This is a genomic window from Arthrobacter sp. NPDC056691, from assembly GCF_042791415.1.
In the GTDB taxonomy this organism is placed as follows: domain Bacteria; phylum Actinomycetota; class Actinomycetes; order Actinomycetales; family Micrococcaceae; genus Arthrobacter.
The window spans coordinates 20344-44312 of the sequence record NZ_JBHTXX010000042.1; the positions used below are offsets into that span (position 1 = coordinate 20344).

15 protein-coding genes are annotated in these 23969 nt (G+C 67.7%); 9 read left to right on the forward strand and 6 right to left on the reverse strand.

What is annotated here, in order from left to right:
• The first annotated feature begins 25 nt into the window (after positions 1-25).
• Positions 26-1357, forward strand: a complete 1332-nt coding sequence (hemL, locus tag ACFRAU_RS23400; RefSeq protein ID WP_377997604.1) for a glutamate-1-semialdehyde 2,1-aminomutase — start codon at positions 26-28, stop codon at positions 1355-1357.
• Positions 1358-1448: 91 nt separating this feature from the next.
• Here the strand turns inward: hemL and ACFRAU_RS23405 are convergent, their stop codons facing one another.
• The 4 genes from ACFRAU_RS23405 to ACFRAU_RS23420 all read right to left on the reverse strand — a co-directional run bounded on the left by ACFRAU_RS23405 (position 1449) and on the right by ACFRAU_RS23420 (position 4913).
• A complete protein-coding gene (locus ACFRAU_RS23405; protein ID WP_377997791.1) occupies positions 1449-2186 on the reverse strand; it encodes an amino acid ABC transporter ATP-binding protein in 738 nt (245 codons plus the stop codon).
• A complete protein-coding gene (locus ACFRAU_RS23410) occupies positions 2183-2947 on the reverse strand; it encodes an amino acid ABC transporter permease (protein WP_354258232.1) in 765 nt (254 codons plus the stop codon). The genes ACFRAU_RS23405 and ACFRAU_RS23410 overlap by 4 nt, the downstream gene beginning before the upstream one ends.
• Positions 2948-2965: 18 nt before the next feature.
• On the reverse strand, positions 2966-3916 hold the full coding sequence (locus tag ACFRAU_RS23415) for an ABC transporter substrate-binding protein (protein ID WP_377997790.1): 951 nt from the start codon (positions 3914-3916) through the stop codon (positions 2966-2968).
• Between the two features lie 286 nt (positions 3917-4202).
• Complete coding sequence (locus ACFRAU_RS23420) at positions 4203-4913, reverse strand: 3'-5' exonuclease (RefSeq protein WP_377997789.1); 711 nt, start codon at positions 4911-4913, stop codon at positions 4203-4205.
• A gap of 144 nt (positions 4914-5057) precedes the next feature.
• Here ACFRAU_RS23420 and ACFRAU_RS23425 point away from each other — a divergent pair, with 144 nt between their 5' ends.
• The 3 genes from ACFRAU_RS23425 to ACFRAU_RS23435 all read left to right on the forward strand — a co-directional run bounded on the left by ACFRAU_RS23425 (position 5058) and on the right by ACFRAU_RS23435 (position 12366).
• Positions 5058-5474 (forward strand): MGMT family protein, encoded by a 417-nt coding sequence (locus tag ACFRAU_RS23425; RefSeq protein ID WP_377997787.1) that lies wholly within the window; start codon positions 5058-5060, stop codon positions 5472-5474.
• Between the two features lie 137 nt (positions 5475-5611).
• The gene (locus ACFRAU_RS23430; RefSeq protein ID WP_377997792.1) at positions 5612-8875 is read left to right on the forward strand and encodes an ATP-dependent helicase; all 3264 of its coding nucleotides are present in this window, start codon (positions 5612-5614) and stop codon (positions 8873-8875) included.
• Positions 8872-12366 (forward strand): ATP-dependent helicase, encoded by a 3495-nt coding sequence (locus ACFRAU_RS23435; protein ID WP_378001696.1) that lies wholly within the window; start codon positions 8872-8874, stop codon positions 12364-12366. Before ACFRAU_RS23430 ends, ACFRAU_RS23435 begins: the two co-directional genes overlap by 4 nt.
• Before the next feature lie 128 nt (positions 12367-12494).
• Here ACFRAU_RS23435 and ACFRAU_RS23440 read toward each other — a convergent pair whose 3' ends face one another.
• Positions 12495-13889, reverse strand: a complete 1395-nt coding sequence (locus ACFRAU_RS23440) for a macrolide 2'-phosphotransferase (protein ID WP_378001697.1) — start codon at positions 13887-13889, stop codon at positions 12495-12497.
• 211 nt (positions 13890-14100) lie between these two features.
• Here ACFRAU_RS23440 and nudC point away from each other — a divergent pair, with 211 nt between their 5' ends.
• The 3 genes from nudC (at position 14101) to ACFRAU_RS23455 (ending at position 17957) form a co-directional block, all read left to right on the forward strand.
• A complete protein-coding gene (nudC, locus tag ACFRAU_RS23445) occupies positions 14101-15105 on the forward strand; it encodes an NAD(+) diphosphatase (RefSeq protein ID WP_378001698.1) in 1005 nt (334 codons plus the stop codon).
• Positions 15106-15192: 87 nt separating this feature from the next.
• Positions 15193-17325, forward strand: a complete 2133-nt coding sequence (locus ACFRAU_RS23450; protein WP_378001699.1) for an ATP-dependent helicase — start codon at positions 15193-15195, stop codon at positions 17323-17325.
• Positions 17325-17957: a M48 family metallopeptidase gene (locus ACFRAU_RS23455; RefSeq protein ID WP_377997782.1), complete on the forward strand. Its 633-nt coding sequence runs from the start codon at positions 17325-17327 to the stop codon at positions 17955-17957. Before ACFRAU_RS23450 ends, ACFRAU_RS23455 begins: the two co-directional genes overlap by 1 nt.
• A 16-nt stretch (positions 17958-17973) precedes the next feature.
• Here ACFRAU_RS23455 and ACFRAU_RS23460 read toward each other — a convergent pair whose 3' ends face one another.
• On the reverse strand, positions 17974-19404 hold the full coding sequence (locus tag ACFRAU_RS23460) for a zinc-dependent metalloprotease (RefSeq protein WP_377997781.1): 1431 nt from the start codon (positions 19402-19404) through the stop codon (positions 17974-17976).
• A 222-nt stretch (positions 19405-19626) separates the two neighbouring features.
• Here ACFRAU_RS23460 and ACFRAU_RS23465 point away from each other — a divergent pair, with 222 nt between their 5' ends.
• The gene (locus tag ACFRAU_RS23465) at positions 19627-20787 is read left to right on the forward strand and encodes a PDZ domain-containing protein (RefSeq protein ID WP_377997780.1); all 1161 of its coding nucleotides are present in this window, start codon (positions 19627-19629) and stop codon (positions 20785-20787) included.
• Positions 20788-20916: 129 nt separating this feature from the next.
• A complete protein-coding gene (locus ACFRAU_RS23470) occupies positions 20917-23901 on the forward strand; it encodes a UPF0182 family protein (protein WP_377997779.1) in 2985 nt (994 codons plus the stop codon).
• Positions 23902-23969: the final 68 nt, after the last annotated feature.

Sequence of the window (23969 nt, forward strand, 5' to 3'; positions counted from 1 at the left end):
CCCGCAGACTGAAAGAATGGAAACCATGACTTCCAGTACCCCTCGCAACGAGGAACTTTTCGACCGCGCCCGCCAGCTGATGCCCGGCGGCGTGAACTCCCCGGTCCGCGCCTTCGGTTCCGTCGGCGGCACCCCCCGCTTCATGGTGGCGGCCAAGGGCCCGTACCTGACCGACGCCGACGGCAAGGAATATGTGGACCTGGTGTGCTCCTGGGGCCCGGCCCTGCTGGGGCACGCCCACCCGGCCGTCCTCGACGCCGTGCACGCTGCTGTGGACCGCGGCCTCTCCTTCGGCGCCTCGACCCCCGATGAGGCCAACCTCGCGGCCATCGTCAAGGAACGCGTTTCCGCCGTCGAACGGCTGCGCATGGTGTCCACCGGCACGGAAGCCACCATGACGGCGATCCGGCTGGCCCGGGGCTTCACCGGCCGCAACCTGGTCATCAAGTTCGCCGGCTGCTACCACGGGCACCTTGACGGGCTGCTCGCGTCCGCCGGCTCCGGCGTGGCCACCCTCGCGCTGCCCGGCTCCGCCGGCGTCACGGCCGCCACCGCTGCCGAGACCCTGGTGCTGCCCTACAACGACCTCGGCGCCGTCGAGGCCGCCTTCGCCGAGCACGGGCCCAACATCGCCGCCGTCATCACCGAGGCGGCGCCCGCCAACATGGGCGTGGTGACGCCAGGCGAGGGCTTCAACGCGGGCCTCTCACGGATCACCGCCGCCCACGGCGCCCTCCTGATCGTCGACGAGGTCCTGACCGGCTTCCGCACCGGCTACTCGGGCTATTGGGGACTCACCGGCGGCGCCGCTGACGCTACGGAGAAGTGGACCCCCGACCTGCTGACCTTCGGCAAGGTGATCGGCGGGGGCATGCCGACGGCGGCCCTCGGCGGCCGTGCGGACGTCATGGACTACCTGGCGCCGATCGGTCCCGTCTACCAGGCGGGCACGCTGTCCGGCAACCCGGTGGCCATGGCTGCCGGCGTCGCCACCCTGACGCACGCCACCCGGGACGTGTACTCGTTCGTGGACGCGCGGTCGCTGGAACTGTCCGGCGCCCTGTCCTCCGCCCTGGATGCGGCCGGCGTTGACCACTCCATCCAGCGTGCAGGCAACTTGTTCTCGGTGGCGTTCGGAACGTCCGGGCAGGGGGTCCACAACTACAGCGACGCACTGAAGCAGGAGTCGTTCCGCTACGCGCCCTTCTTCCACTCCATGCTGGATTCGGGCGTCTACCTCCCGCCGTCCGTCTTCGAGGCCTGGTTCCTGTCCGCGGCGCACGACGACGCCGCCATGAACCGGATCTTTGAAGCACTGCCCGCCGCCGCCGAGGCGGCCGCCGCAGCGAAGGCCTAAACCGCCTTCGGGCTCTTAAAAACTCTGGCACCCGCCGCGGCGGGTGCCAGAGTTTTTCGGTGTTTCGGTGTTCCGGTGTTCCGGTTGGCCGCTAGAGGACGTCCGAGAGGAAGCCCTGCAGCCGCTCCGTCTCCGGGTTGCCGAAGACCTGCTCCGGCGGACCGGACTCCACCACCACACCGCCGTCCATGAAGGTCACGCTGTCCGAGACGTTGCGCGAGAAGCCCATTTCGTGGGTCACCACCACCATGGTCATGCCGCCCTTCGCCAGGTCCGCCATGAGGGCCAGGACCCCCTTGACGAGCTCGGGGTCGAGGGCGGAGGTGGCCTCATCGAAGAACATGACCTCCGGCTTCATGGCGAGGGCGCGTGCGATCGCCACCCGCTGCTGCTGACCGCCGGAGAGGGTGGCAGGGCGGACGTCGGCCTTGTGCCTGAGCCCGACGAGGTCGAGCTGGCTGAGGGCCTCCTCACGCGCCTGCTCCTTGGGCAGCTTCCGCAGCTTCCGCAGGGCGAAAGCTACGTTCTCGCCGACGCTCTTGTGCGGGAAGAGGTTGAACTGCTGGAACACCATGCCGATCCTGCGCCGGAGCTCATCAGGGTTCTCCTTCAGGACCGACTTGCCGTCCAGGAGGATGTCTCCGGCATCCGGTTCGATCAGCCGGTTCATGACGCGCAGCAGGGTCGACTTACCGGAGCCGGACGGACCGATCACCGAGGCAGTGGTGCCAGCCGGGACGCTCAGGTCAATGCCGCGGAGGACCTTGTTGTGCCCGAAGGCGAGATGGACGTTTTTCGCTTCGAGAGAGCCTGACGTGAACTGGCTCATGAGTGGGCTCCCTTCCCGACGACGGCGGCAGCCTCGTCCGGTTCCATCTTCTGCGGCCGGCCGGTGCGCAGGCGCGCGTCGATCCAGTTGACCAGGTGCGTCAGCGGGACAGTCATCGCGAGGTAGAACACGGCAGCCGCCACGTAGCCGGACAGGTTGCCGCTCCGGGCGGCGGCGTCCTGGCCGATCTGGAACAGTTCCCGCTCGGAGGCCAGGAGTCCCAGGGTGAAGACCAGCGAGGACTCCTTGATCAGCGCGATGAACTGGTTCACCAGCGCCGGGAGCACCCGGCGGATGCCCTGCGGCACCACGACCATGCGCAGCGAGGGGCCGTACCCGAAGCCCAGCGCCCGCGCGGCCTCGAGCTGGCCCTTGTCCACGCTCTGGATGCCGGAGCGGAAAATCTCTCCGATGTAGGCGCTGGACATGAGCGAGAGTGCGGCTATGCCCATGGGGTACGGGCTCGTGACCCCGGTCAGCTCGCGGAAGATCGGGCCGAAGCCGAGGCCGATGACGAGAATGGTCAGAACCGCCGGGAGTCCACGGAACACGTCCGTGTACACCCGGGCGGCCCACCGCGCCACAGGATTACGCGAGATGCCCATCAGGGCCAGCACCATGCCGGCCACGCAGCCAATGATGCCCGAGACGATTGCGAGGACGAGGGTGTTGGGCAGACCGACCGAGAACATGGCCGGGAGTACCTCGGCGATGGCCTTCCAGTCGAGGAAGGTCTCGGCGAGCCTGTTCAGATAATCCATGTGGCGCCTGTCAGTTGGTTACTTCGTGGGGACCTGGACGGCCTTGCTGCCCGGCTTCCAGCCCTCAGGAGTCTGCTCCTTGATGGTCGGGCGGTCCGTGTACCACTGGGTGGTGAGCTTGGTCCACGTGCCGTCGGCGATCACGGCGTCGAGCGCCGAGTTCAGCGCGTCATTGAGGGGCTGGTTGTCCTTGGCCACTGCGTACGCCGTGAAGTTCTGGGTGTTGACCTTCTTCTCGGCGATCTTCGTGCCGTCGCCGGACTTGACCTGGCCCTCGGCCTGCTGCGACGGGGCAACCCAGGCGTCGATCTGGCCGCTCTTCACGTTGGCGTAGACGGTGTTGTAGTCCGGGAAGCGGACCGGCTCCAGCTTCAGCGTGTTGGTGACGAAGTCGTCCTGGACGGTGCCCTGCACGACGCCGATGCGTACACCCTGCTTCAGGTCGTCGAAGGTCTTCACCTTCGCGTCATCCTTGGTCACGATCGCCATGTAGCCGAAGTCGTAGCCGTTGGTGAAGGCCACGGTCCCGCGGCGGGCGTCCGTGGTGGAGATGGAGGAGGATCCGACGTCGAACTGCTTGTTCTTCACCTGGGCAAGGAGGCTCTGGAACTTGGTCGACGCGAACTCCACTTTGAGGCCGAGCTTGGCCGCCATGGCCTTCAGGAGTTCGTTGTCATACCCCGTGAAGTTTCCATCCTTGTCGATGAAGATGTTGGGCGGGGCGTCGGACAGGGTGCCGACCTTGAGGACGCCCGGGGTGATCAGGCCGAGCTTGGACTTGTCGATCTTGTCCAGGGCGGTGACGTCCTTGGTGGTGTACTTGTCCAGCGCCTGCTGGTCGCTGCCGGCGAGGGCATCGGTCGACGAGCCACTGGGAGCAGCGGTGCCTCCACCGCAGGCAGCCAGGGATACGGCCATGACCACGGCCACGGGAACCGTGGACAGCCACTTCAAGGCTTTGATTTTCATCACGCATCACTTTCATTGGGATAAACGGGGGCGGGCAATCAAGCCGTCTGTCGCCGGGATCCGGCGCCGCAGAGGCGCGCCCGCAAAACTTAATTGTCTCACCTGGCCTTAACGTGGCCGTTAGACGACGTAATGAACGGAACCTGGCGGCATTGGCCGAATATAATGCGGACTTTAGGCAACCGGCAGGTCAATAGCAATGAAAGAATTTGCTGTTACAGAATCAGCAAGGCATTGCCCGGGCACTGGCAGGGTGTGCCCGTTTTTGTGAAATGCGTCGCACCAGTCAGAAGCCGCCGCGGCTGGCGTCCTCAGGAGGCAGCACCGGCCAGTCACCCTCGATGACGGCGGCGGGCTTGGTCTTGCGGAGGTACTGCTGGAAATCGGCCGCCTGGCTGACGGCCCAGTCCACCTGAAGCTGGTGCAGCTGGCTGGCCGGCATGCTCAGTTTAGGGAATTTGCCGGCCATGGCGTCAAGCATGCGCAGTGTTGCGAGTGCGTCCGCGGCTGATGTGTGGGCGTTTTCCAGCTCGACGCCGTACTCCTCGCACAGGGCCGTCAGCGTCCTCTTGCCCTTGCGGTACCGGTCCACCTGCTTGTTCATGATGTAGGGGTCCAGGACGGGGAACCGGCTCAGCTGCGGCACGCCGTAGCGGGCCGACTCGGCGGCCAGGACGGTGAAGTCGTAGCTGGCGTTGAAGGCGATCACCGGAACGCCGTCGTCGAAGAGCCCCTGGAGCACGGCAGCGACTTCCTTGGTGACCTCGGCTGCAGGCCGGCCATGGCTGCGGGCGTGTTCGGTGGTGATCCCGTGGATGTCGCTTGCCTCCGCCGGAATCTCAACCCCCGGGTCAGCAAGCCATTCATGCTCCCGAATCACGTCCCCGGAGCTGTCCACCAGGGTGACGGAAGCCGTCACGATCCGGGCGGCACGGGAGTTGCGGCCCGTGGTTTCGAGGTCGAACGCGGCCCGGGGGAGAGTGTTCCAAGTGCTCATGGCTCCAAATTACCCGGAGGCACCGACAGTAACGGTGCTTGCCCTGCGCGTGTCCGGCATGCTGTGGGAAGACGCGGTGTGGGACGACGCACACGGCGCCCGTCCTGACGGCCGATGGTGACTGCCGGCCGATAGTCTGGGGACATGCGGGCGGAGTATGTAGAGGCGGTGTTGGCGGTGGTCGACCTCATCCCGGCCGGCTCGGCGGTGGCTTATGGCGATGTCGCTGAACTCCTTGGGGCCGGAGGGCCGCGGCAGGTGGGGTCCGTGCTGAGCCATTACGGCAGCGGCGTTCCGTGGTGGCGGGTGCTGCGGGCCAGCGGACTGGCCCCCGATGGCCATGAGTCCGAGGCCCTCAACTACTACCTGCAGGAGGGCACGCCCCTGCGCGGCGACTATCGCGGGTACCTGCGGACGGGCGAAGGCCGGTGGCGGGTGGATCTGACCGCTGCGCGGTGGGCCCCGTCCGACGCCGACTTCGACGCCCTGGACGCGATTGCCGAGCGGCTCGAAGCGTCGCTGCGAAAATTGTCAGTGCCGGATGATGGAATGTCCGTGTGACCGCAACCCTCGATCAGACCGCCCATCCGGCGTCAGTCCACCCGGCATCCGCACTCACATCGGAACGGGACCACGCGGACTCTTTCGCCGCCGCCCCGTTCCCGCCCACCGGTCTTCGGCTGCTGCCCCCGCGCCAGGTGCACTCCCGCGTTCTGGTCCTCACCGCGGACCAGCTGGCCGCCGTCGACCTGCCCCGGGGATCCGGCCCCGTGCTGGTCCCCGGCGCGCCCGGCACCGGAAAGTCCACCGTGCTCATCGAGGCGGCCATCCGCCGGGTGGAGGCGGAAGGGGTGGACCCCGAACGAATCCTCATTCTCGCCCCCGGACGGCTTGCGGCCGACACTCTCCGTGACCGGTTCACCGCAAGGCTGAACCGGAGTCTGAGCACCACGCCCGCCCGCACCTGGGCAGCGTATGCCTTTGACCTCATCCGCCGTGCCAAGGCAGGGGGGCTCCTGCCGCTGTCGAAGGCTCCGCGGCTCCTGTCCGGCCCGGAGCAGGACCTCATCATCAAGGAACTGCTGGAGGGGCACGCCCTGCCGGGCCTCGGGCTGCCCTGGCCCGATGACCTGACCGCGGCCCTGCCGACGCGCGGGTTCCGGCACGAGGTCCGCCAGCTCTTCGACCGTATTACAGAGACGGGCCGCACAGCCGAGGACCTTGCGGGGCTGGGCCACGCCTGCGGACGGCCGGACTGGATTGCCGCTGCCGCACTGTATGCCGAGTACCGCGACGTCCTGGACCTGCGGATGCCGGAGGCCTTTGATCCCGCGGGCATCATCACCGCGGCCCGCCAGCTCTTTCAGGATTTCCCGGACTTCCTGGCGGCGGAACGCGACCGTCTCCAGCTGATTCTGGTGGACGATATCCAGGAGGCCAACCCGGCCGTCTTCGAACTCCTCGCCGATGTGGCCGCCGGCAAGGATGTCTACGTGACGTCCGCGCCGGACACAGTGGTGCAGGGCTTCCGTGGAGCTCGTCCGGACCTCGTGGCAGAGCTCCCGGGCCTTCTGGGCGGCGAGGAGCGGACAGTGGTCGAGAAGCCGCTGTCCCATGCCCACCGCCACCAGCCGGCCGTGGCCCAGGCGTGGCTGGGAGTCGCCGACCGGATATCCCTCCGGTCCGGCGGCCAGCTCTCCCGCCGCCTGGACCCGGTCGGCCCGGACCCTGCTGATAGTGCCGGAGACCCCGGTGATACTGCTTCGGGTGACGCTGCCCGGCCGGCAGGCGGCACCGTGGAGGCGCACCTTCTGCCCTCGGCCGTGCATGAGTTGCGGTTCGTCGCCCAAAGGATCCTCGAGGCACATCTCAGGGACGGGCGTCCGTTCGAGGACATCGCCGTCATTGTCCGGAACGGCGGCCAGCTGAGCCAGCTGCAGCGCTACCTGACCGGCCAGGGGATTCCCGTGCGGATTCCGGTGGCTGAGTCCGCCGTGCGCGATGAGGTGGCCGTCCGTCCGCTGCTCGATGCCTACGCGGTGGCCCTGGATCCCGCGGTCCTCACGCCCGAATCTGCCGTGTCGTTGCTGACGTCCCGGATCGGCGGGGCAACGTCCCTCGAACTGCGCCGGCTCCGCCAGTCGCTGCGGCGGGAGGAACTCCTGGGCGGTGGCGGGCGCTCCAGCGATTCCCTGCTCGTGGAGGCGCTCCTGGAGCCCGGCGCGCTTGGCTCACTGGGCATCGAAGGCCGGTCGGCGCGCAGGGTGGCGCGGATGATCCAGGCCGGGCAGAAGGCCGTTGGCGAGTCCGGGTCCAACGCCGAGACAGTTCTGTGGGCACTCTGGCACTCCACCGGGCTCGCGGCGGCATGGACGGCCGCTGCCCTGGCCGGCGGACTTGTGGGGGCGCGGGCGGACCGGGACCTGGACGCCATGATGGCGCTGTTCCACACTGCCGAGCGCTACGTGGACCAGATGCCCGGATCGGGCCCCGAACAGTTCCTGGAGTACCTGCTGAACCAGGAACTGCCCATGGATACGCTGGCGGCGCGGGCCCAGGTGGACGACGCCGTGGAACTCATGACGCCTGCCAGCGCCGCCGGCCGGGAATGGCCGTTCGTCATCGTCGCCGGCCTGCAGGAAGGCGTCTGGCCCAACACCCGCCTCCGCGGCGAGCTGCTGGGCAGCACGCTGTTCGCGGACGCCGTCGAACACGGTGTGGAGTACGCGCTCCAGCTTGGTCCGCTGAGCCGGCTGCGCGAGATCCGGTACGACGAACTCCGCAGCTTTTCCACGGCGGTGTCCCGGGCCAAGGACGTGCTGCTGTGCACCGCCGTGTCGTCGGAGGATGAACAGCCGTCCTCCTTCCTGGACTACGTCGCGCCGCTGCCGCCCGACCAGGAGGGCCGCGGCTACACGCCGGTGGAACGGCCCCTGACGTTGCGTGCGCTCGTGGCGGAACTCCGCCAGTACGCCCAGCTCGACGGCAGGCTGGCCGCGGAGGCGGATGAGGCCGTGCGTGTGCTGGGCCGCCTTGCCACGGCAGAGGCTCCCGTTCCGGGAGCCCATCCGGACACCTGGTGGGGGCTGGCCCCGCTGACGTCCGTGGACCGGGTTGTGCCTCCGGGCGGCACCGTCTACGTTTCGCCGTCCAAGGTGGAGTCGGTGCAGAAATCGCCGCTGGACTGGTTCATCCAGGCCGCCGGCGGCGAGGCGGCAACGGATTTCGCCCGCAGCCTTGGCACCCTGGTGCACGCCATCGCCCAGGACCTTCCGGATGCCAGTGGAGCCGAGTACCTCGCCGAACTGGTCCGGCGCTGGCCGGCCCTGGGCATGAAGGACAACTGGGAAGGGAAACTGGACTTCCGCAGGGCGGAAGCCATGGTCCGGAAACTGGCGCAGTACGTCCTGGTCATGCGCAGCGAAGGCCGGCGTCTGGCGGGTGTCGAGCAGGACTTTGAAGTGATCCTGCCTGAGCCCGGTGCCGTTCCCCGCGGCGATGTTCCCTCCGATGACGGTCCCCGGTCAGCCGTCCTGCGCGGACAGGTGGACCGGCTGGAGATCGACGCCGAGGGGCGGCTGGTGATCGTTGACCTCAAGACGGGCAAACGGCAGCCGGGCAAGGCTGAACTGGACAGGCACCCGCAACTGGGCGCCTATCAGGCAGCTGTGCTGGCCGGAGGTTTTGGCGCCGCCGAGGCTTCCGACGCCGGGCCCCAGCCCGGCGGCGCGGTGCTCGCCCAGCTGGGCACAGCCACCAAGAGCCCGGGCATCCAGCAGCAGGATCCGCTGGACCCGGGGGACAACTGGGCCCTGGAAATGGTGAACGACTCAGCCGCCGTGATGTCCGGCCACGAATTCGAGGCAAGGCACGATCCCGCCAAGGCCGGATTCGGCGGCGTCGGCTGCCGGCTTCCGGAAGTATGCCCGCTGTGTTCGCGGGGAAAGCAGGTTACCGAATGAGCCGGACGGCAGAGCTGCCCGCGCCCAGATTCAGTCCCGAAGAGTTGACTCTCCTGCTGGGGGAGAAAAACCTGCCGACGGCGGAACAGTCGGCCATCATCTCCTCGCCGCTTGCACCCCGGCTGGTCATCGCCGGCGCGGGCTCCGGCAAGACGGCCACCATGGCCGACCGCGTCCTCTGGCTGGTGGCGAACGGATGGGTCAAGCCGGAGGAAGTCCTGGGCGTCACGTTTACCAGGAAGGCCGCCGGTGAACTTGCCAGCCGCATCCGTGCCAAGCTCAGTGCGCTGCAGCGGACGGCCGCCGGCGGCGCCGGCGGTGCCATGGCAGGGGCGCTTCTCAGCGCCGACGCCCTGGAACCCAAGGTTTCCACCTACCACTCGTTCGCCAGCGGCATCGTCTCCGACTACGGCCTGCGGCTGGGGATCGAGCGGGATGTCGTGCTGCTCGGCGGCGCACAGGCCTGGCAGCTGGCCAGCGAGGTGGTTGAGGCGTTCGACGGCGAATACTCGCATTTCAGGGTGGCCAAGTCCACCCTCGTCAAAGCCGTCATCCAGCTCGCGGGGGAGTGCGCGGAGCACCTCCAGGAGCCAGCGGATGTCCAGGGCTGGCTGATGCAGCGGTTCGCCGGGTTCGAGGCCCTGCCGTATGTCGCCGGGGCCAAGAAGAACCCCACCCAGGCCGCCGGCGAACTGGGAGCCATGCTCCGGACCCGGGCAAGCGTGGCAGAGCTCGTGGGGCGGTATGCGGAAGCCAAGAGAGCACGCGGAGCGCTGGACTTCGGCGACCTCGTGGCGCTCGCAGCACGTGTGGCCCGGGAGGTGCCCCTGGCCGCCGAGATGGAGCGCCAGCGCTACAAGGTGGTGCTGCTGGATGAATTCCAGGACACCTCGCACGCCCAGCTGGTGCTGTTCTCCAGGCTCTTCGGGGACGGCCATGCCGTCACGGCCGTAGGTGATCCGAACCAGTCCATTTACGGCTTCCGCGGGGCGTCCGCCGGACAGCTGTTCCACTTTGTCAATGAGTTTCCGGTCTGTGTGGCGGACAGCCAGTCAGGAGAGGCATCCCGGCGTCCCGCCCCCGTTTCGTATCTGACCACGGCCTGGCGGAACGGCCGCAACATCCTGGCCGCCGCCAACCTCATCTCCGCTCCGCTCAGCGCCGCGGCGGCGCAGGCGGGACCCGCGGGGCAGCGATCCTCCAGCGCCGCCGTGGAGGTCCCTGCGCTGCGGCCGAGCCCGGCCGCGGTGCAGGGCCGGGTGGTGATTGGCCGTTTTGCCACCGATGAAGATGAAGCAGCGGCGATCGCCAAGGACCTCCTGAAGTTCCGGGCCACTGATTTCGACGGGTCCTCCCCGGAACCGCGCGTCCAGCCTGCCATGGCCGTACTGTGCCGCAGGCGCGCGCAAATGGAATGCCTCCGCAAGGAGTTCGAGGCCACAGGAATCCCCTACGAAATCGTGGGCCTCGGGGGGCTGCTGGACACTCCCGAAATCGTGGACCTGGTCTCCACGCTGCGGGTCCTGGCGGATCCGGGCCGCTCGGATTCGCTGATGCGGCTCCTGGCCGGTGCCCGCTGGAGGATCGGCCCCGCCGACCTTATGGCGTTCCGGGACTGGTCCTCGTTTCTTGCCCGGCGCCGCGGCACGGTTGATAGCGGCCGCGGCATTGTCGATAGCGGCCGCGGCACGGTTGATAGCGGCCGTGGGCTGGGTGCGAACGACCTGTCGGGCGACGGGGATCCGGAAGCTGCCGACGTCGTCATCGAGGGCGACATCACCGATTCGGCCAGCCTCGTCGAGGCCTTGGACTGGCTGCCCAACGAGGGGTGGACGTCCGCCCACGGCCGCCGCCTGACACCTCCGGCCCGGGAACGGCTGCAGCGGCTGGGCACGGAGCTGCGGCAGCTCCGGGGGCTGATGGGCGAGGACCTGACCACCCTGCTGGGCGAAGTGGAACGGGCCATGCTGCTGGACATCGAGGTTGCCGCCAGGCCCGGGTTCAGCATTCACCAGGCGCGGCGGAACCTGGATGCGTTCCAGGACGCGGCCGCGGGATTCCTGCAGACCTCCCACCGGGTGGACGTCCTGGCCTTCCTTTCCTGGCTGGAGGCGGCCGCATCGGAGGAGGGCGGCCTGGACGTGCCGCCCGCAGACGTCAACCACGAGGCCGTGCAGCTGCTGACGGTGCACGCCTCGAAGGGTCTCGAATGGGACGTCGTGTTCGTGCCGGGCCTGAACTCGGGCGCGTTCCCCAGCAGCCGCGACTCGAGGTGGAGCAGCGGTGCCGCGGCCCTGCCCTGGCCTCTCCGGGGTGACCGTGCGGATCTTCCACAGTGGGACATTGACCAGCCGGACCAGAAGGGATGGCTGGACGCCGAGAAGGTGTTCAAGGGTGACGTCCAGGCCCACGGCGAGGCTGAGGAGCGGAGGCTGGCCTACGTTGCCTACACCCGCGCCAAACACGTGCTTTGGGTTTCCAGCGGAGCGTGGGTCGGCGGGCGCGGCGGGATGGCGGAGATGTCGCCGTTCCTTGCCGAGCTGGCGCCTCTGGCAGAGGGGGAAACCGCGGAAATCCACCCTGGTTCTGTGGATGAGGAATCCCTGCCGCAGGAGAGTCCCCTGACCCGGGAACTGGAGGTGGCGGGCTGGCCGTATGATCCGCTGGAAGGTCCTGTTGACCCCCGCAGCGGCAACCGGCTCCGGCTTGTGCCGGGACGGCGGGCGGCCATGGACCGCGCCGCGGAACGGCTGCTCACCGAGATCGCCGCCGTCGAAGCTGGTGCGCCGGGGCTCCCGGCAGGCCAGGGGCTCCGTCCCCAGGCTGCAGGTTGGGATCGCGAGGCTGCCCTCCTTCTGGAACGGCGTGCCAGGCGGGCCCGTAGCCGCGACGTGTATCTGCCCGGGCATATCTCCGCGTCCACTCTGGTGGACCTGGGGGAGGACGCCGAGGCTGTTGTCCAGCGGCTACGGAGGCCCGTCCCGCGCGAACCTGGCATGTCCGCGCGCAAGGGCACCGCTTTCCACGCCTGGGTGGAAGAGTACTTTGGAACGGCAGGAATGCTGGATCTAGGCGAAGCACCCGGTTCTGACAACCACATCGACGAGGCCTACGGCCTCGATGACATGGTGGCCACCTTCAGGGACTCCCGGTGGGCACACCGCTCGCCCGCGTACGTGGAAGTCCCGGTGGAGACCCGGATCGGCGACGTCGTTGTCCGCGGCCGCATCGACGCGGTGTTCCAGGACGCCGACGGCGGCTGGGACCTCGTGGACTGGAAGACCGGCCGCCGGCCGTCCGCCGGGCAGCTGAAGACCAAGAGTGTCCAGCTGGCCGTCTACCGGCTCGCCTGGGCAAGGCTGAAGGGCGTGCCGCTGGAAGAGGTCCGGGCGGCCTTCTTCTACGTCGCGGACAACCACGTGGTGCGCCCGCACGACCTGGCATCTGGCGCCGAACTCGAAGAGATCGTGGCTGCCGCCCTGGCAGGTTAGGTGCGCACGCAGGTTAGGGGCGCACACGGGTTAGGGGAGCGCACGGGCTACGAGGTTCACGCCAGCCAGGAAAACTGGCCGGTTGGAACACTCGCCGGTTGAACGCTGGCCGGTTGAACGCTGGCCAGTCAGGTCGTCTTGGCGTCAACCACCGTGAGGGCGACAGTGGAGGTGTCGGTGCCTGAGGGCTTCGGGGCCGGTGCATCCCCAGGTGCCTCGACCTTGGCACCGTCTGCTTCAGCACCGCCAGGGGCGCCGGCACCCTCCGCCGCGTCAGAATCCTCCGCTGCGCCCTGCGACGTGTCCCGGTCTGACGGCTGGTCTGCGTTCTCCCGGCCGTCCTCCCCGTCAGCCGGGATGGACGTCACCTCGACCGGGAGGGGCTTCGCGTCAACCGGGACAGGTGCCGCGTCAGCCGGGATGGGCGTCACGTCGACCGGGATGGGAGTCACCACAACCGGGATGGGCGTGACGTGGACGGCGGGCATGGCCTCGGAAATGTCGGTGGCCGCCGGGGCGTCGACGAGGCCGGGTGCGGCCGGTGCCTGGCCGGCTGGCGCGGCGTCGGGCTTGGCCGGGGGCAGCGGTTCCACGCTGATGGGCTGGCCGCCGTATTCGGCGATGTCGTCCGCCAGCGTGGAAAGCATTCCTTCGGCCTCGGCGATCATGTCGGCGTCGGCCGCCGCGATGCCCTTGACAAGGTACTGGGCCAAGGCAAATTCGGCCGAGAGCGCGGCACGGCGCAGCAGGTGCGTGTCCGGTGCGTCCCGGCGCTTCGCGGTGTAGTGCGTGACCACGGCGTCGACGAAGTCGTGCTCATTGGATGCCACGAGCCAGGCGAGATCGTCGGCGGGGTCGCCGATGCGCAGGTCGGTCCAGCCGGTGACGGCCGTGACGCGGTGGCCCTCGACCAGCAGGTTGTCCTCGTGCAGGTCCCCGTGGACCACGCAGGGGTTGAACCGCCACAGTGAGACGTCTTCCATGGCGTGCTCCCAGCGGCGCAGCAGGAGGGCCGGAATCTTGCCTGTGGTTGCGGCCATGTCGAGTTCATTGAGCCTGCGCTGGCGAAACTCGTTGGGGGTGTAGCTGGGCAGGTCCGCGTTGCTGACCAGCGCGCGGGGCAGGTCGTGAATGGCCGCCAGGGCGGTGCCGATCTCCTTCGCCAGCTCCTGCGGACCAGCCGTCAGCTCTTCAACGGTGCGCGTGGCGCCGTGCAGGTGGGAGTACACGAAGGTGGTCAGGTTCTGCTGCCGGACGGTGCCGGCCACCGTGGGCATGAGAAACGGCAGTTCGGCCCGGATGCCGGGTGCGAACGCGCGCAGCACCAGGAATTCGGTCTCCAGCCTGGTGCTGGCTTCCGCGTGCCGGGGTGAGCGGACGCGCCAGCGTTTGCCTTCGGCATCCAGAAGGAGAGCCGAATCAAAGTCTGCCGGGTCGTCCGGGGCAGAGCTCACAGCAGTCGGGCTCAGTCCGGGGACTGCCGCGGTGGCCACAGCTGCCAGTTCGATTGGTTCTCTTCTCACGGTTCCACGGTAGATTGAGCGGCGTCCAAGACCATGATGTGTCGCGGCGAGTCTCGAGATCCGCCTAAATATGGCTGCGCGGGGGCCAACGGAGAGGTACCTCCAGGCCCGGCGGCGGCCGCCCGAAATGTAAATTGTCACTGCGAGTCAGTACGGTGGATACATGAGTCATGCGGAGGCCGCAGTGCCGGTCGGTCAAGCGGGCGGCGCGATGCCGGAAAATCAGCTGTTGGCCGGCGAACTGCCGGCCAACCATCTCTTCGACACCGTCCTGCCGGTCCGGCCCGCAATGGTCAACAGGGGGTCGGTTGAACGGATGAGGCCCGGCCTCGTTCCGGATCTGCTGGCAGCGGGAACGGCCAAGGCCATGCTCCTGTCCGGCCGGCACGCCCTGGTCCACGGGGACGCACTGGTCCTGGCAGAGGCCGGACCGTTGCTGGACCGGCTCGAACGGTCGGCGTCCGGCCCGGTGCATATCATCTATCTCGGCGCGGCACTCGGCTCCGGAGACCTTCCCGCAGGAACCGGCGTCCTGCTGTTCATCCTGCCCGAACCGGTGGACCCCGGTCCGGCCGGCTTGCCCGCCGGAGCCAGCTGGGAAGGCTTCCGGGACGTCGCGGCGCAACTGGATCCGACCCACACCGCGCTGTTCGTTGAGGCCAGTGCCATTGCCAACTGGCACGCCACCCACACCCACTGTCCCCGGTGCGGCGCCGTCACAAACGTGGAGGCCGGCGGATGGGTCCGGCGGTGCCCGGCTGACAACTCCGAACACTACCCGCGCACGGATCCGGCCATTATCGTCACGGTGGTTGGCCCGGACGGCCGTGTCCTGCTGGGGGGAGGCGGTCCGCTGGACGCCAAGAACTACTCCACGCTGGCCGGGTTCGTCGAGCCCGGGGAATCCCTGGAACAGGCCGTGGTCCGGGAAATCCAGGAAGAGGTGGGGGTGCGGGTCAAGGCATGCCAGTACCTCGGCTCCCAGTCGTGGCCGTTCCCGGCGTCCCTCATGCTCGGCTTTACCGCCGTCACCGATGACACGGAAGCAAAGCCCGACGGCGTCGAGGTCACCAGGGCGCGCTGGTTCAGCCGGGAGGAAGTCCAGGAAGCCGTGCTCAGCGGTGAAATCGTCATCTCCACCAGGCTTTCCATCGCCAGGTCCCTCATCGAGCACTGGTACGGCGGCGTGATCCAGGACCGTCCGGCTGACGACTGAACAGTCCTCAGGCCGGCAAAAACCTACTTCCGTAAACGCCTCCATGGCGGAGCAGCCCATCCATCCCCGTAAAGCAAGCAGCAAGAAGTGACGACAGAAAATCCTGATGGCAACGCCTCCCTGGAGGACCGGATCCTTGGCGGCCTCGACGCGGAGCAGCGGGAAGTGGCCACCACCCTGACCGGCCCGCTCTGCGTGCTCGCCGGAGCCGGCACCGGCAAGACCCGCGCCATCACCCACAGGATCGCCTACGGTGTGCAGTCGGGGGTGTACAGCCCGCAGCGGCTGCTGGCTGTCACGTTCACGGCACGCGCGGCAGCGGAAATGCGCAGCCGGCTCCGCGACCTTGGGGTCGGAAACGTCCAGGCCAGGACATTTCACGCGGCCGCGCTGCGGCAGCTGCAGTTCTTCTGGCCGCAGGCGGTGGGCGGGGCGCTGCCCAACCTGCTGGACCACAAGGCGCAGATGATCGCCGAGGCCGCCCGACGGCTCCGGCTCAGTACCGACCGCGCCTCCATCCGGGACCTGGCGTCCGAAATCGAGTGGGCCAAGGTATCCATGCTCACCCCCGCCAACTACCTGGAAAACGCACAGGACAGGGGCGCGCCTGGAGGCTTTGACCTCACGGCCGTGGCCCGGGTGTTCCAGGCCTACGAGGACGTCAAGACGGACCGCAACGTCATCGACTTCGAGGACGTCCTCCTGATCACCGTCGGCATCCTGCAGGAAGACCCCAAGGTGGCGGCGACGGTCCGGGAACAGTACCGGCACTTCGTGGTGGACGAATACCAGGACGTTTCGCCGCTGCAGCAGCGGCTCCTGGAGCTCTGGCTTGGTGGCCGCAACGACCTGTGCGTTGTGGGCGACGCCAGCCAGACCATCTACTCATTCACCGGAGCGTCCCCGAAGCACCTCCTCGGGTTCAAGGCCCAGTACCCGGACGCGAACGTGGTCAAGCTGGTCCGGGACTACCGGTCCACTCCGCAGGTGGTCAAGCTCGCCAACGATCTGCTGGCCTCACGCCGGAGCGGCGGACCGGCGGCCGACGCTGCCTGGGCCGCCCCGCTGAAGCTCGTGGCCCAGCGGAACCCCGGACCCCAGCCGCACTTCACAGAGTGCACGGATGACGAAGCCGAGGCTGCAACGGTCGCCGGCAAGATCCGCACCCTCCTCGACGACGGCGTGCCGGCGAGTGAAATCGCTGTCCTGTTCCGCACCAACGGCCAGTCGGAGGCCTACGAGCAGGCTCTGGCGTCGGCAGGGATCGGCTACCAGCTTCGCGGCGGCGAGCGGTTCTTCGCGCGGAAGGAGGTCCGCGACGCGATCCTCCAGCTCCGGGCAGCCACCCGTGCCGTGGCCGAGTCCGACCCCCAGCCTCTGGGCCAGCTGGTGCGCGATATCGTCGCGTCACTGGGCTACACAGACACCGCCCCGCACAGCGGCGGCGCCTTGCGGGAACGGTGGGAATCCCTGGCCGCGCTGGTGGCCCTGGCGGACGAGCTGGCGCAGAACCGCGGGCCGCAGTTCGGCCTGGCCGACTTTGTCAATGAGCTTCAGGAGCGCTCCGTTGCCCAGCACGCCCCGACCGTCCAGGGGGTCACGCTGGCGTCCCTGCACGCGGCAAAGGGTCTCGAATGGGACGCGGTATTCCTCGTGGGGCTGAGTGAGGGGCTCATGCCCATCTCTTTCGCTGACGATCCCGCCGCGGTGGACGAGGAACGCAGGCTGCTGTACGTCGGCATCACCCGTGCCCGCGAGCACCTGTCCCTTTCCTGGTCCACCGCCAGGACCCCGGGCGGGCGCGCCAACCGGAAGCCGTCCCGCTTCCTCGACGGGCTGCGCCCCGACTCGGTGGCCAGCTCGGCCGCCCCGGGGAGGGGAACCACGCCGCGCCGCAAGGCGGCCGCCCCCGCCTCGTGCCGGGTCTGCGGGAGCATGCTGGCCAGCGGAGCCGAGAGGAAGGTTGGCCGCTGCAGCCAGTGCCCGCCCAGCTATGAAGAACAGACGTTCAACGCGCTGCGTGAATGGCGCAAGGAGGTCGCGCATTCCGCCGACGTCCCTGCCTTCGTGGTTTTCACCGATGCAACCCTGACAGCCATCGCCGAGGCCAGGCCTTCCTCACTTGAGGAACTGGCCCGGCTCGCCGGCGTCGGCCCGTCCAAACTGGAGCGGTACGGCGAGGCAGTCCTCGCGGTCCTGACGGAAAGCAGCACGCTGTAATGCCCGGGAAACCAGAAACCAGCACGCCACTGACCACCCACGACGGCGCTCCCGTGGAGGTCCGCCGCTCCGCCCGCCGGCGCCGCACGGTGGCGGCCTTCTGGGAGAACGGCACCGCCGTCGTGGCCATCCCCGCCCACTTCAGCAGAGCGCAGGAAGCGGACTGGGTTCACCGGATGCTGGAGAAGCTTCGGACCCAGGGGGAGAAGCGTTCCAGCGGTGCCGGGCGGCGGCCTTCCTCCGACGCGGCGCTGGCCGCGCACGCCGCGCAGCTCTCGGCCAGCTACCTCGGCGGCAGGTCGGCCCCGGCCTCGGTCCGGTGGGTCAGCAACCAAAACTCCCGTTGGGGTTCAGCAACCCCCTCGGACGGGTCCATCCGGCTTTCCGACAAGCTCCGGCCCATGCCGCAGTGGGTCATCGATTATGTGCTGCTGCATGAACTGGCGCACCTGCTGGTGGCGGGACACAACGCGGCGTTCTGGAAGCTGCTCGAGGCGTATCCCGAAACGGAGCGTGCCAAAGCCTTCCTGGAAGGCGTGTCCTTTGCCACGTCGCGCGGGCTGGCCCCCGACGATGCAGGACAAACAGAAGAGGCCGACGCCGGGCGGTTACCCTTCGACGTCGGCCTCTAGTTCGGCTGGAACTACACTAGCCCTTCGGCGCCTCGCCCTCGTCGTCGGCAGGGTTTTCGCCTTCGTCACTGCCGGTCTTTTCGTCACCGCTGTCAGCCAGGCTGTCGAAGCCGCCGTTCAGCAGCTTCTGGAGGGCGTCGTCCACCTCGCTGTCACTGGCTTCGGCGAGCTTGCGGCGTTCGCTGAATCCCTTGGGGTCGTCAAGGTCCTCGGCAGTGGGGAGGAGGTCGGGATGCTTCCAGATGGCGTCGCGGCCGTCGATGCCGCGCTCGGCCTTGAGCGATGCCCACAGTGTGGCTGCTTCGCGGAGGCGGCGGGGCCGCAGCTCCAGCCCCACGAGGGAAGCGAACGCGTGTTCCGCGGGACCGCCGGTGGCCCGCCGGCGGCGGACCGTTTCGCGGAGCGCCGCTGCGGAGGGGAGCACTTTTTCGGTGGCGGCTGCGGTGAGCTCGTCCACCCACCCCTCGACAAGGGCCAGTGCGGTCTCCAGCTTCTGCAGGGCCTGGTCCTGTTCGGGCGTGCGCTGGGGCATGAAGACGCCCTGCGACAGGGCCTCCTGGATTCCCTCCGGGTTGCTGGGGTCGAGATCCCGGGCCAGCTCTTCGATCCGCGACGTGTCGATGTGGATGCCGCGGGCGTAGGCCTCAATGGCACCGAGCAGGTGCCCGCGAAGCCACGGAACCTGGACGAACAGGCGGGCGTGGGCGGCCTCGCGGACGGCGAGGAAGAGCCGGATGTCGTTTTCGGGAAGGCTGAGCCCCTCGCCGAACTTGGCCACGTTGCCGGGAAGCAGTGCCATCTCCAGATCGGCCAGCGGAACGCCGATGTCCGTGGAGCTGACCACATCGGTGGAGAGTGCTCCGATGGCCTGGCCCAGCTGCATGCCGAAGATGGCGCCGCCCACGTTCTGCAGCATGGACGAGGCGCCGCCCATCATGGACTTCATCTCCTCCGGCATCTGCTCCGTCATGGCTGTGGAGAGGGCGTTGGCCACGCTGTTGGCCACCGGCTCCGTCAGCCGCTTCCAGGTGCCGAGCGTCTCCTCCACCCATTCGGCGCGGGACCACGCCTTGCCGATGAGGCCGGTGGCGGGCAGGTCCGTCACCTGGTCCAGCCAGAGTTCCGCGAGCCGCAGCGCCTCATCCACTTCCCGTGACTGCGCGGACGTGACCGACGGGTCGGCGCTGCCGGCGGCAACACGGCGGGCGTTGTCATGGGCGAGCTTCCAGTTGACGGGGCCCTCCGAGGGCGCACTCATCATGGCCTGCACCTGGGAGAACATCTGGGCCAGCAGGTTGGGATCGTTCGGCAGTCCGGCGGCTTTGGCCAGTTCTGCGGGGTCAATGTCACCCAGGCCCTTGCCGCCCATGAGGTTCTGCAGCATCTCCGCCAGCGGATCCTTTGGATTTTCGTCGCCGTTGGACGGATTGAGTGGATTGGAGGTCATGATCCCGCCGATCGTCGGTGTGACTATTAATCAACTTCACGCTACCCCTGTGTGGGAGTGGCTGTCTGCCGAAAGCCGGGACGTTCGCTGTAGGCAAAGAGCTAACGGCAGGCCGGGACGCGTAGTGTTAGAAGCCGGAACGTATGTAGGCTGCGCCCCGGCCGTCCGCCGGGCTGCGGCCGCGGTGCAGCGCTGAATGACGCGGTGCGGAGAGGTCCTTCAGTGACGATAACCAAGGGCGGCCAGCCCGCAGAGGAGTCCCCGGCGCCTGCCGCCGGTGGCGGGAATCCCGACGGAACCGAGGATGCCCGCCGGTGGCGGCGTGCCCGGGGCAGGGATCCCCGCATCTCCGCCATGACACTGTCCGGGCTTCTTGCGCTCGGGCTGGGCGTGACGGCCGCGGTTCTTCCCGTCCCTTACGTGGTGGAATCGCCCGGGCCCACGTTCAACACACTGGGCACGGAAAATACGAAGCCGGTGATTAGCGTGTCCGGCCGCGAGACCTTCCCGGCCAAGGGCAACCTCGATCTCACCACTGTCTATGTCGACGGCGGCCCCAACGGCCCCGTGAGTGTCTTTGAGGCGTTCTCGGCGTGGCTTGACGGCTCCAAGGCGGTGTACCCCGAGGAACTGATCTTCCCGACGGGCGTGACCAAGGAGGAATCACAGCAGGAGAGTGCCGTGGCCATGGCCACGTCGCAGGAAAACGCTGTGGCGGCGGCCCTGAAGGGGCTGGATATCCCTTACACGCAGAAGCTCGAAGTGGCGGACCTGTCTGAGGGTTCGGCCGCGCAGGGCAAACTGCAGAAGGGGGACGTCTTCACCTCCATCAACGCCAAACCTGTCACGTCACTTGAGGTGATCCAGGAAGAACTGGCCGCCGGAAAGGGGAAGCCCGCGGTCGTCGTCGTAAGCCGGGACGGCAAGCAGGTGACCGAAACGGTGACTCCAGCGAAGAACCCGTCCGGACGCTACATCCTGGGCGTGCTGCTGCAGTACCGCTTCACCTTCCCGTTCGACGTAAAGATCTCCCTGGACAAGGTGGGCGGCCCCAGCGCCGGGATGATGTTCGCCCTGGGCATCACGGACACCCTGACGCCGGGCGATCTCACCGGCGGAAAACACATCGCCGGGACCGGCACGATTACCCCCGACGGCGTGGTGGGACCGATCGGCGGCATTGCCGTCAAGATGCACGGTGCCCGGGCCGATGGCGCCACCATGTTCCTGGCCCCGGCGGCGAACTGCGCAGAAGTTGTGGGGCATGTTCCGGACGGGCTGCAGGTGGTCAAGGTGGAAAACCTGGCGGAGGCAAAGTCCGCCGTCGAGCTGGCCGCCAAGGGCGCCGACACGTCGGGACTTCCCACCTGCACCAACAACTAGACTAAATCGAGGAACTAAGGCTCCGGTCCGCTCGTGGCACTAATTGACAGCCGGTGCCGGCGCTATGCGTGGCCTCCACTGAAAACTTAAAATTAAGACCAGCAACTGACAAAGCTATGAGGTACGAGTTTGTCCCGTCCTGCCAGCCCCACCCCGCCCGGAAGACTCCAGACAAGGCGCGGTGCATTGACGCCCACGCTCATCGTCGTTGCGCTGGTTGTTGTCGGGTTCATCTTCTTCGCCAATGTATGGACGGACGTCCTGTGGTACCAGCAGCTTGGCTACTTCGAGGTGTTCCTGACTGAGAACCTGGCGAGAATCGGCATTTTCGCCGCCGGCTTCCTCATCATGTTCGCGGCCGTGTTTTACGCGATCCGGATCGCCTACCACGCCCGCCCGGTCTACGCGCCGGACTCGGAAATCCGGGACAACCTCAACCGCTACCAGGCGCAGCTTGAACCCGTGCGGCGCGTGGTCATGATCGGGCTGCCCGTGCTGTTTGGGCTCTTCGCCGGCAGCGCGGCCTCCAGCCAGTGGCAGAAGGTCATGCTGTTCTTCAACCAGGAGTCCTTCGGCCAGAAGGATCCGGAGTTCGGGCTCGATATCGGCTTCTACCTGATGACGCTGCCGTTCCTGGGCTTCGTCACCGGGTTCCTGATCAGCGTGGCAATAGTGGCCGGTATCGCGGGCATCCTCACGCACTACCTGTACGGCAGCATCAGGATCATGGAGCGCGGCATCTTCACCAGCCGCGCCGCGCAGATCCACCTCGCCGTCACCGGTGCCTCGTTCCTGATCCTGCTGGGCATCAACTTCTGGCTGGACCGCTACTCCGCACTGCAGAACAACGGCGGCCGCTGGGCTGGCGCGCTGTACACCGACGTCAACGCCGTCATCCCCACCAAGGCGATCCTGGCCGTGGCGGCGGCACTCGTGGCCATCCTCTTCATTGTCGCGGCCATCATCGGCAAGTGGCGGCTTCCGGTGATCGGCACGGCGATGCTGGTCATCACCTCCATCCTGGCCGGCGGCGTCTACCCGTGGGTCATCCAGCAGTTCCAGGTGCGCCCGTCCGAGCAGACCCTGGAACGGAAGTACATCGAGCGGAACATCGGCATGACCCGGTCGGCGTACGGCCTGGACCAGGTGAAGGTGGAGCGGTACAACGCCACCACCACTACTACCCAAGGGGCCCTGGCCCCGGACGCGCAGACCACGGCCAACATCCGGCTCCTGGATCCGAACCTGATCTCGGACGCCTTCTCGCAGCTTGAGCAGTTCCGCCCGTACTACCAGTTCCCCAAGGCGCTCAACGTTGACCGGTACACGGTGAACGGCAAGGTGCAGGACACCGTCATCGCCGTGCGTGAGCTCAACCCGGACGGCCTCGCCGCCGACCAGCAGTCCTGGCTGAACCGCCACGTCGTGTACACCCATGGCTACGGTGTGGTTGCCGCGAAGGGCAACAAGTTCACGGTCGACGGTAAGCCGGAGTTCCTGCAATCCGGCATCCCGTCCACCGGTGTCCTCGGCACTGACGCGACCTACGAGCCCCGCATCTACTTCGGTGAGGACTCCCCGGAGTACTCAATCGTGGGTGCCCCGGAAGGCGCTCCGCACCGCGAACAGGACCGCCCCGCCTCGAAGGAGGGCGGCGAGACGCAGTACACGTTCACCGGAAACGGCGGCCCGAACGTTGGCAGCTTCCTTAACAAGGTCCTGTACTCGATCAAGTTCCAGTCCTCGGACCTGCTGCTGTCCGACGGCGTGAACGACGCCTCCCAGATTTTGTACGAACGCAACCCGCGTGAGCGCGTGCAGAAGGTGGCGCCCTACCTTACGGTCGACGGCAATGCCTACCCCGCCGTGGTTGACGGCCGGGTCAAGTGGATCGTGGACGGCTACACCACCAGCCAGTACTACCCGTACTCGCAGCAGGAGCAGCTCTCCGACGCCACCACGGACTCGCAGACCACCGCCGGCCGCAACGTGGCGCTGCCCAACAGCTCCGTCAACTACATCCGGAACTCGGTTAAGGCCACCGTGGACGCCTATGACGGCTCCGTGACGCTGTATGCCTGGGATGACCAGGACCCGCTCCTGAAGGCCTGGCAGAAGGTGTTCCCTTCCACCCTGAAGCCGTATTCGGAGATGTCCGCCGCTGTCATGAGCCACGTCCGCTACCCGGAGGACCTGTTCAAGGTCCAGCGTGAACTGCTGGGCCGCTACCACGTCACGGATCCCGTGAGCTTCTACAAGAACGACGACGCGTGGAGCGTTCCGAACGATCCCACCGTGTCGCAGGAGGTCAAGCAGCCGCCGTTCTACATGTCGCTGCAGATGCCGGACCAGAAGACGCCCGCGTTCCAGCTGACCTCGTCCTACATTCCGCAGGTGGTCAACAACAACGCCCGGAACGTCCTCTACGGCTTCCTCGCGGCCGATTCCGACGCCGGCTCACAGAAGGGCGTGAAGGCCGAGAGCTACGGCCAGCTCCGGCTGCTGCAGGTTCCGCCGGAATCACAGGTGCCCGGTCCCGGCCAGGCGCAGAACAAGTTCAACTCCGATCCCACCGTGTCCCAGGCGCTTAACCTGCTGCGGCAGGGTGCCTCGGATGTGCTCAACGGCAACCTGCTGACACTTCCCGCCGGCGGCGGCATGCTCTACGTCCAGCCCGTGTACCTCAAGTCCACGGGTGAGACCTCCTACCCGACGCTGCAGCGGGTACTCGTGGCCTTCGGCGACAAGATCGCCTTCGAGCCCACCTTGGACGAGGCCCTCAACAAGCTGTTCGGCGGCCGGTCCGGAGCAAGCGCCGGAGACTCGCCAAACAACGGCAAGACTCCCACGTCTCCCGGCACGACGCCCGCTTCGCCGGGCTCGGAGGATGCCAAGGCCGCGCTGAAGGCAGCCCTGGATGAAGCCAACGACGCCATCAAGGCCGGCCAGGCCGCACTGGCGAAGGGCGACTTCACCGCATACGGAGAGCAGCAGAAGAAACTGTCGGCCGCGCTGCAGAAGGCCCTCGACGCCGAGGCGAGACTTGGCAGCACCGGGACCGCCAGCAGCCCGACGTCCCCGTCCGCGACGCCGACGCCGTCACCCAGCAGCTGATCAACCGGCACGGTTGAGCGGCAGCTGATCGAGTGAAAGGCCGGCCCCTCCCCACGATGGGGAGGGGC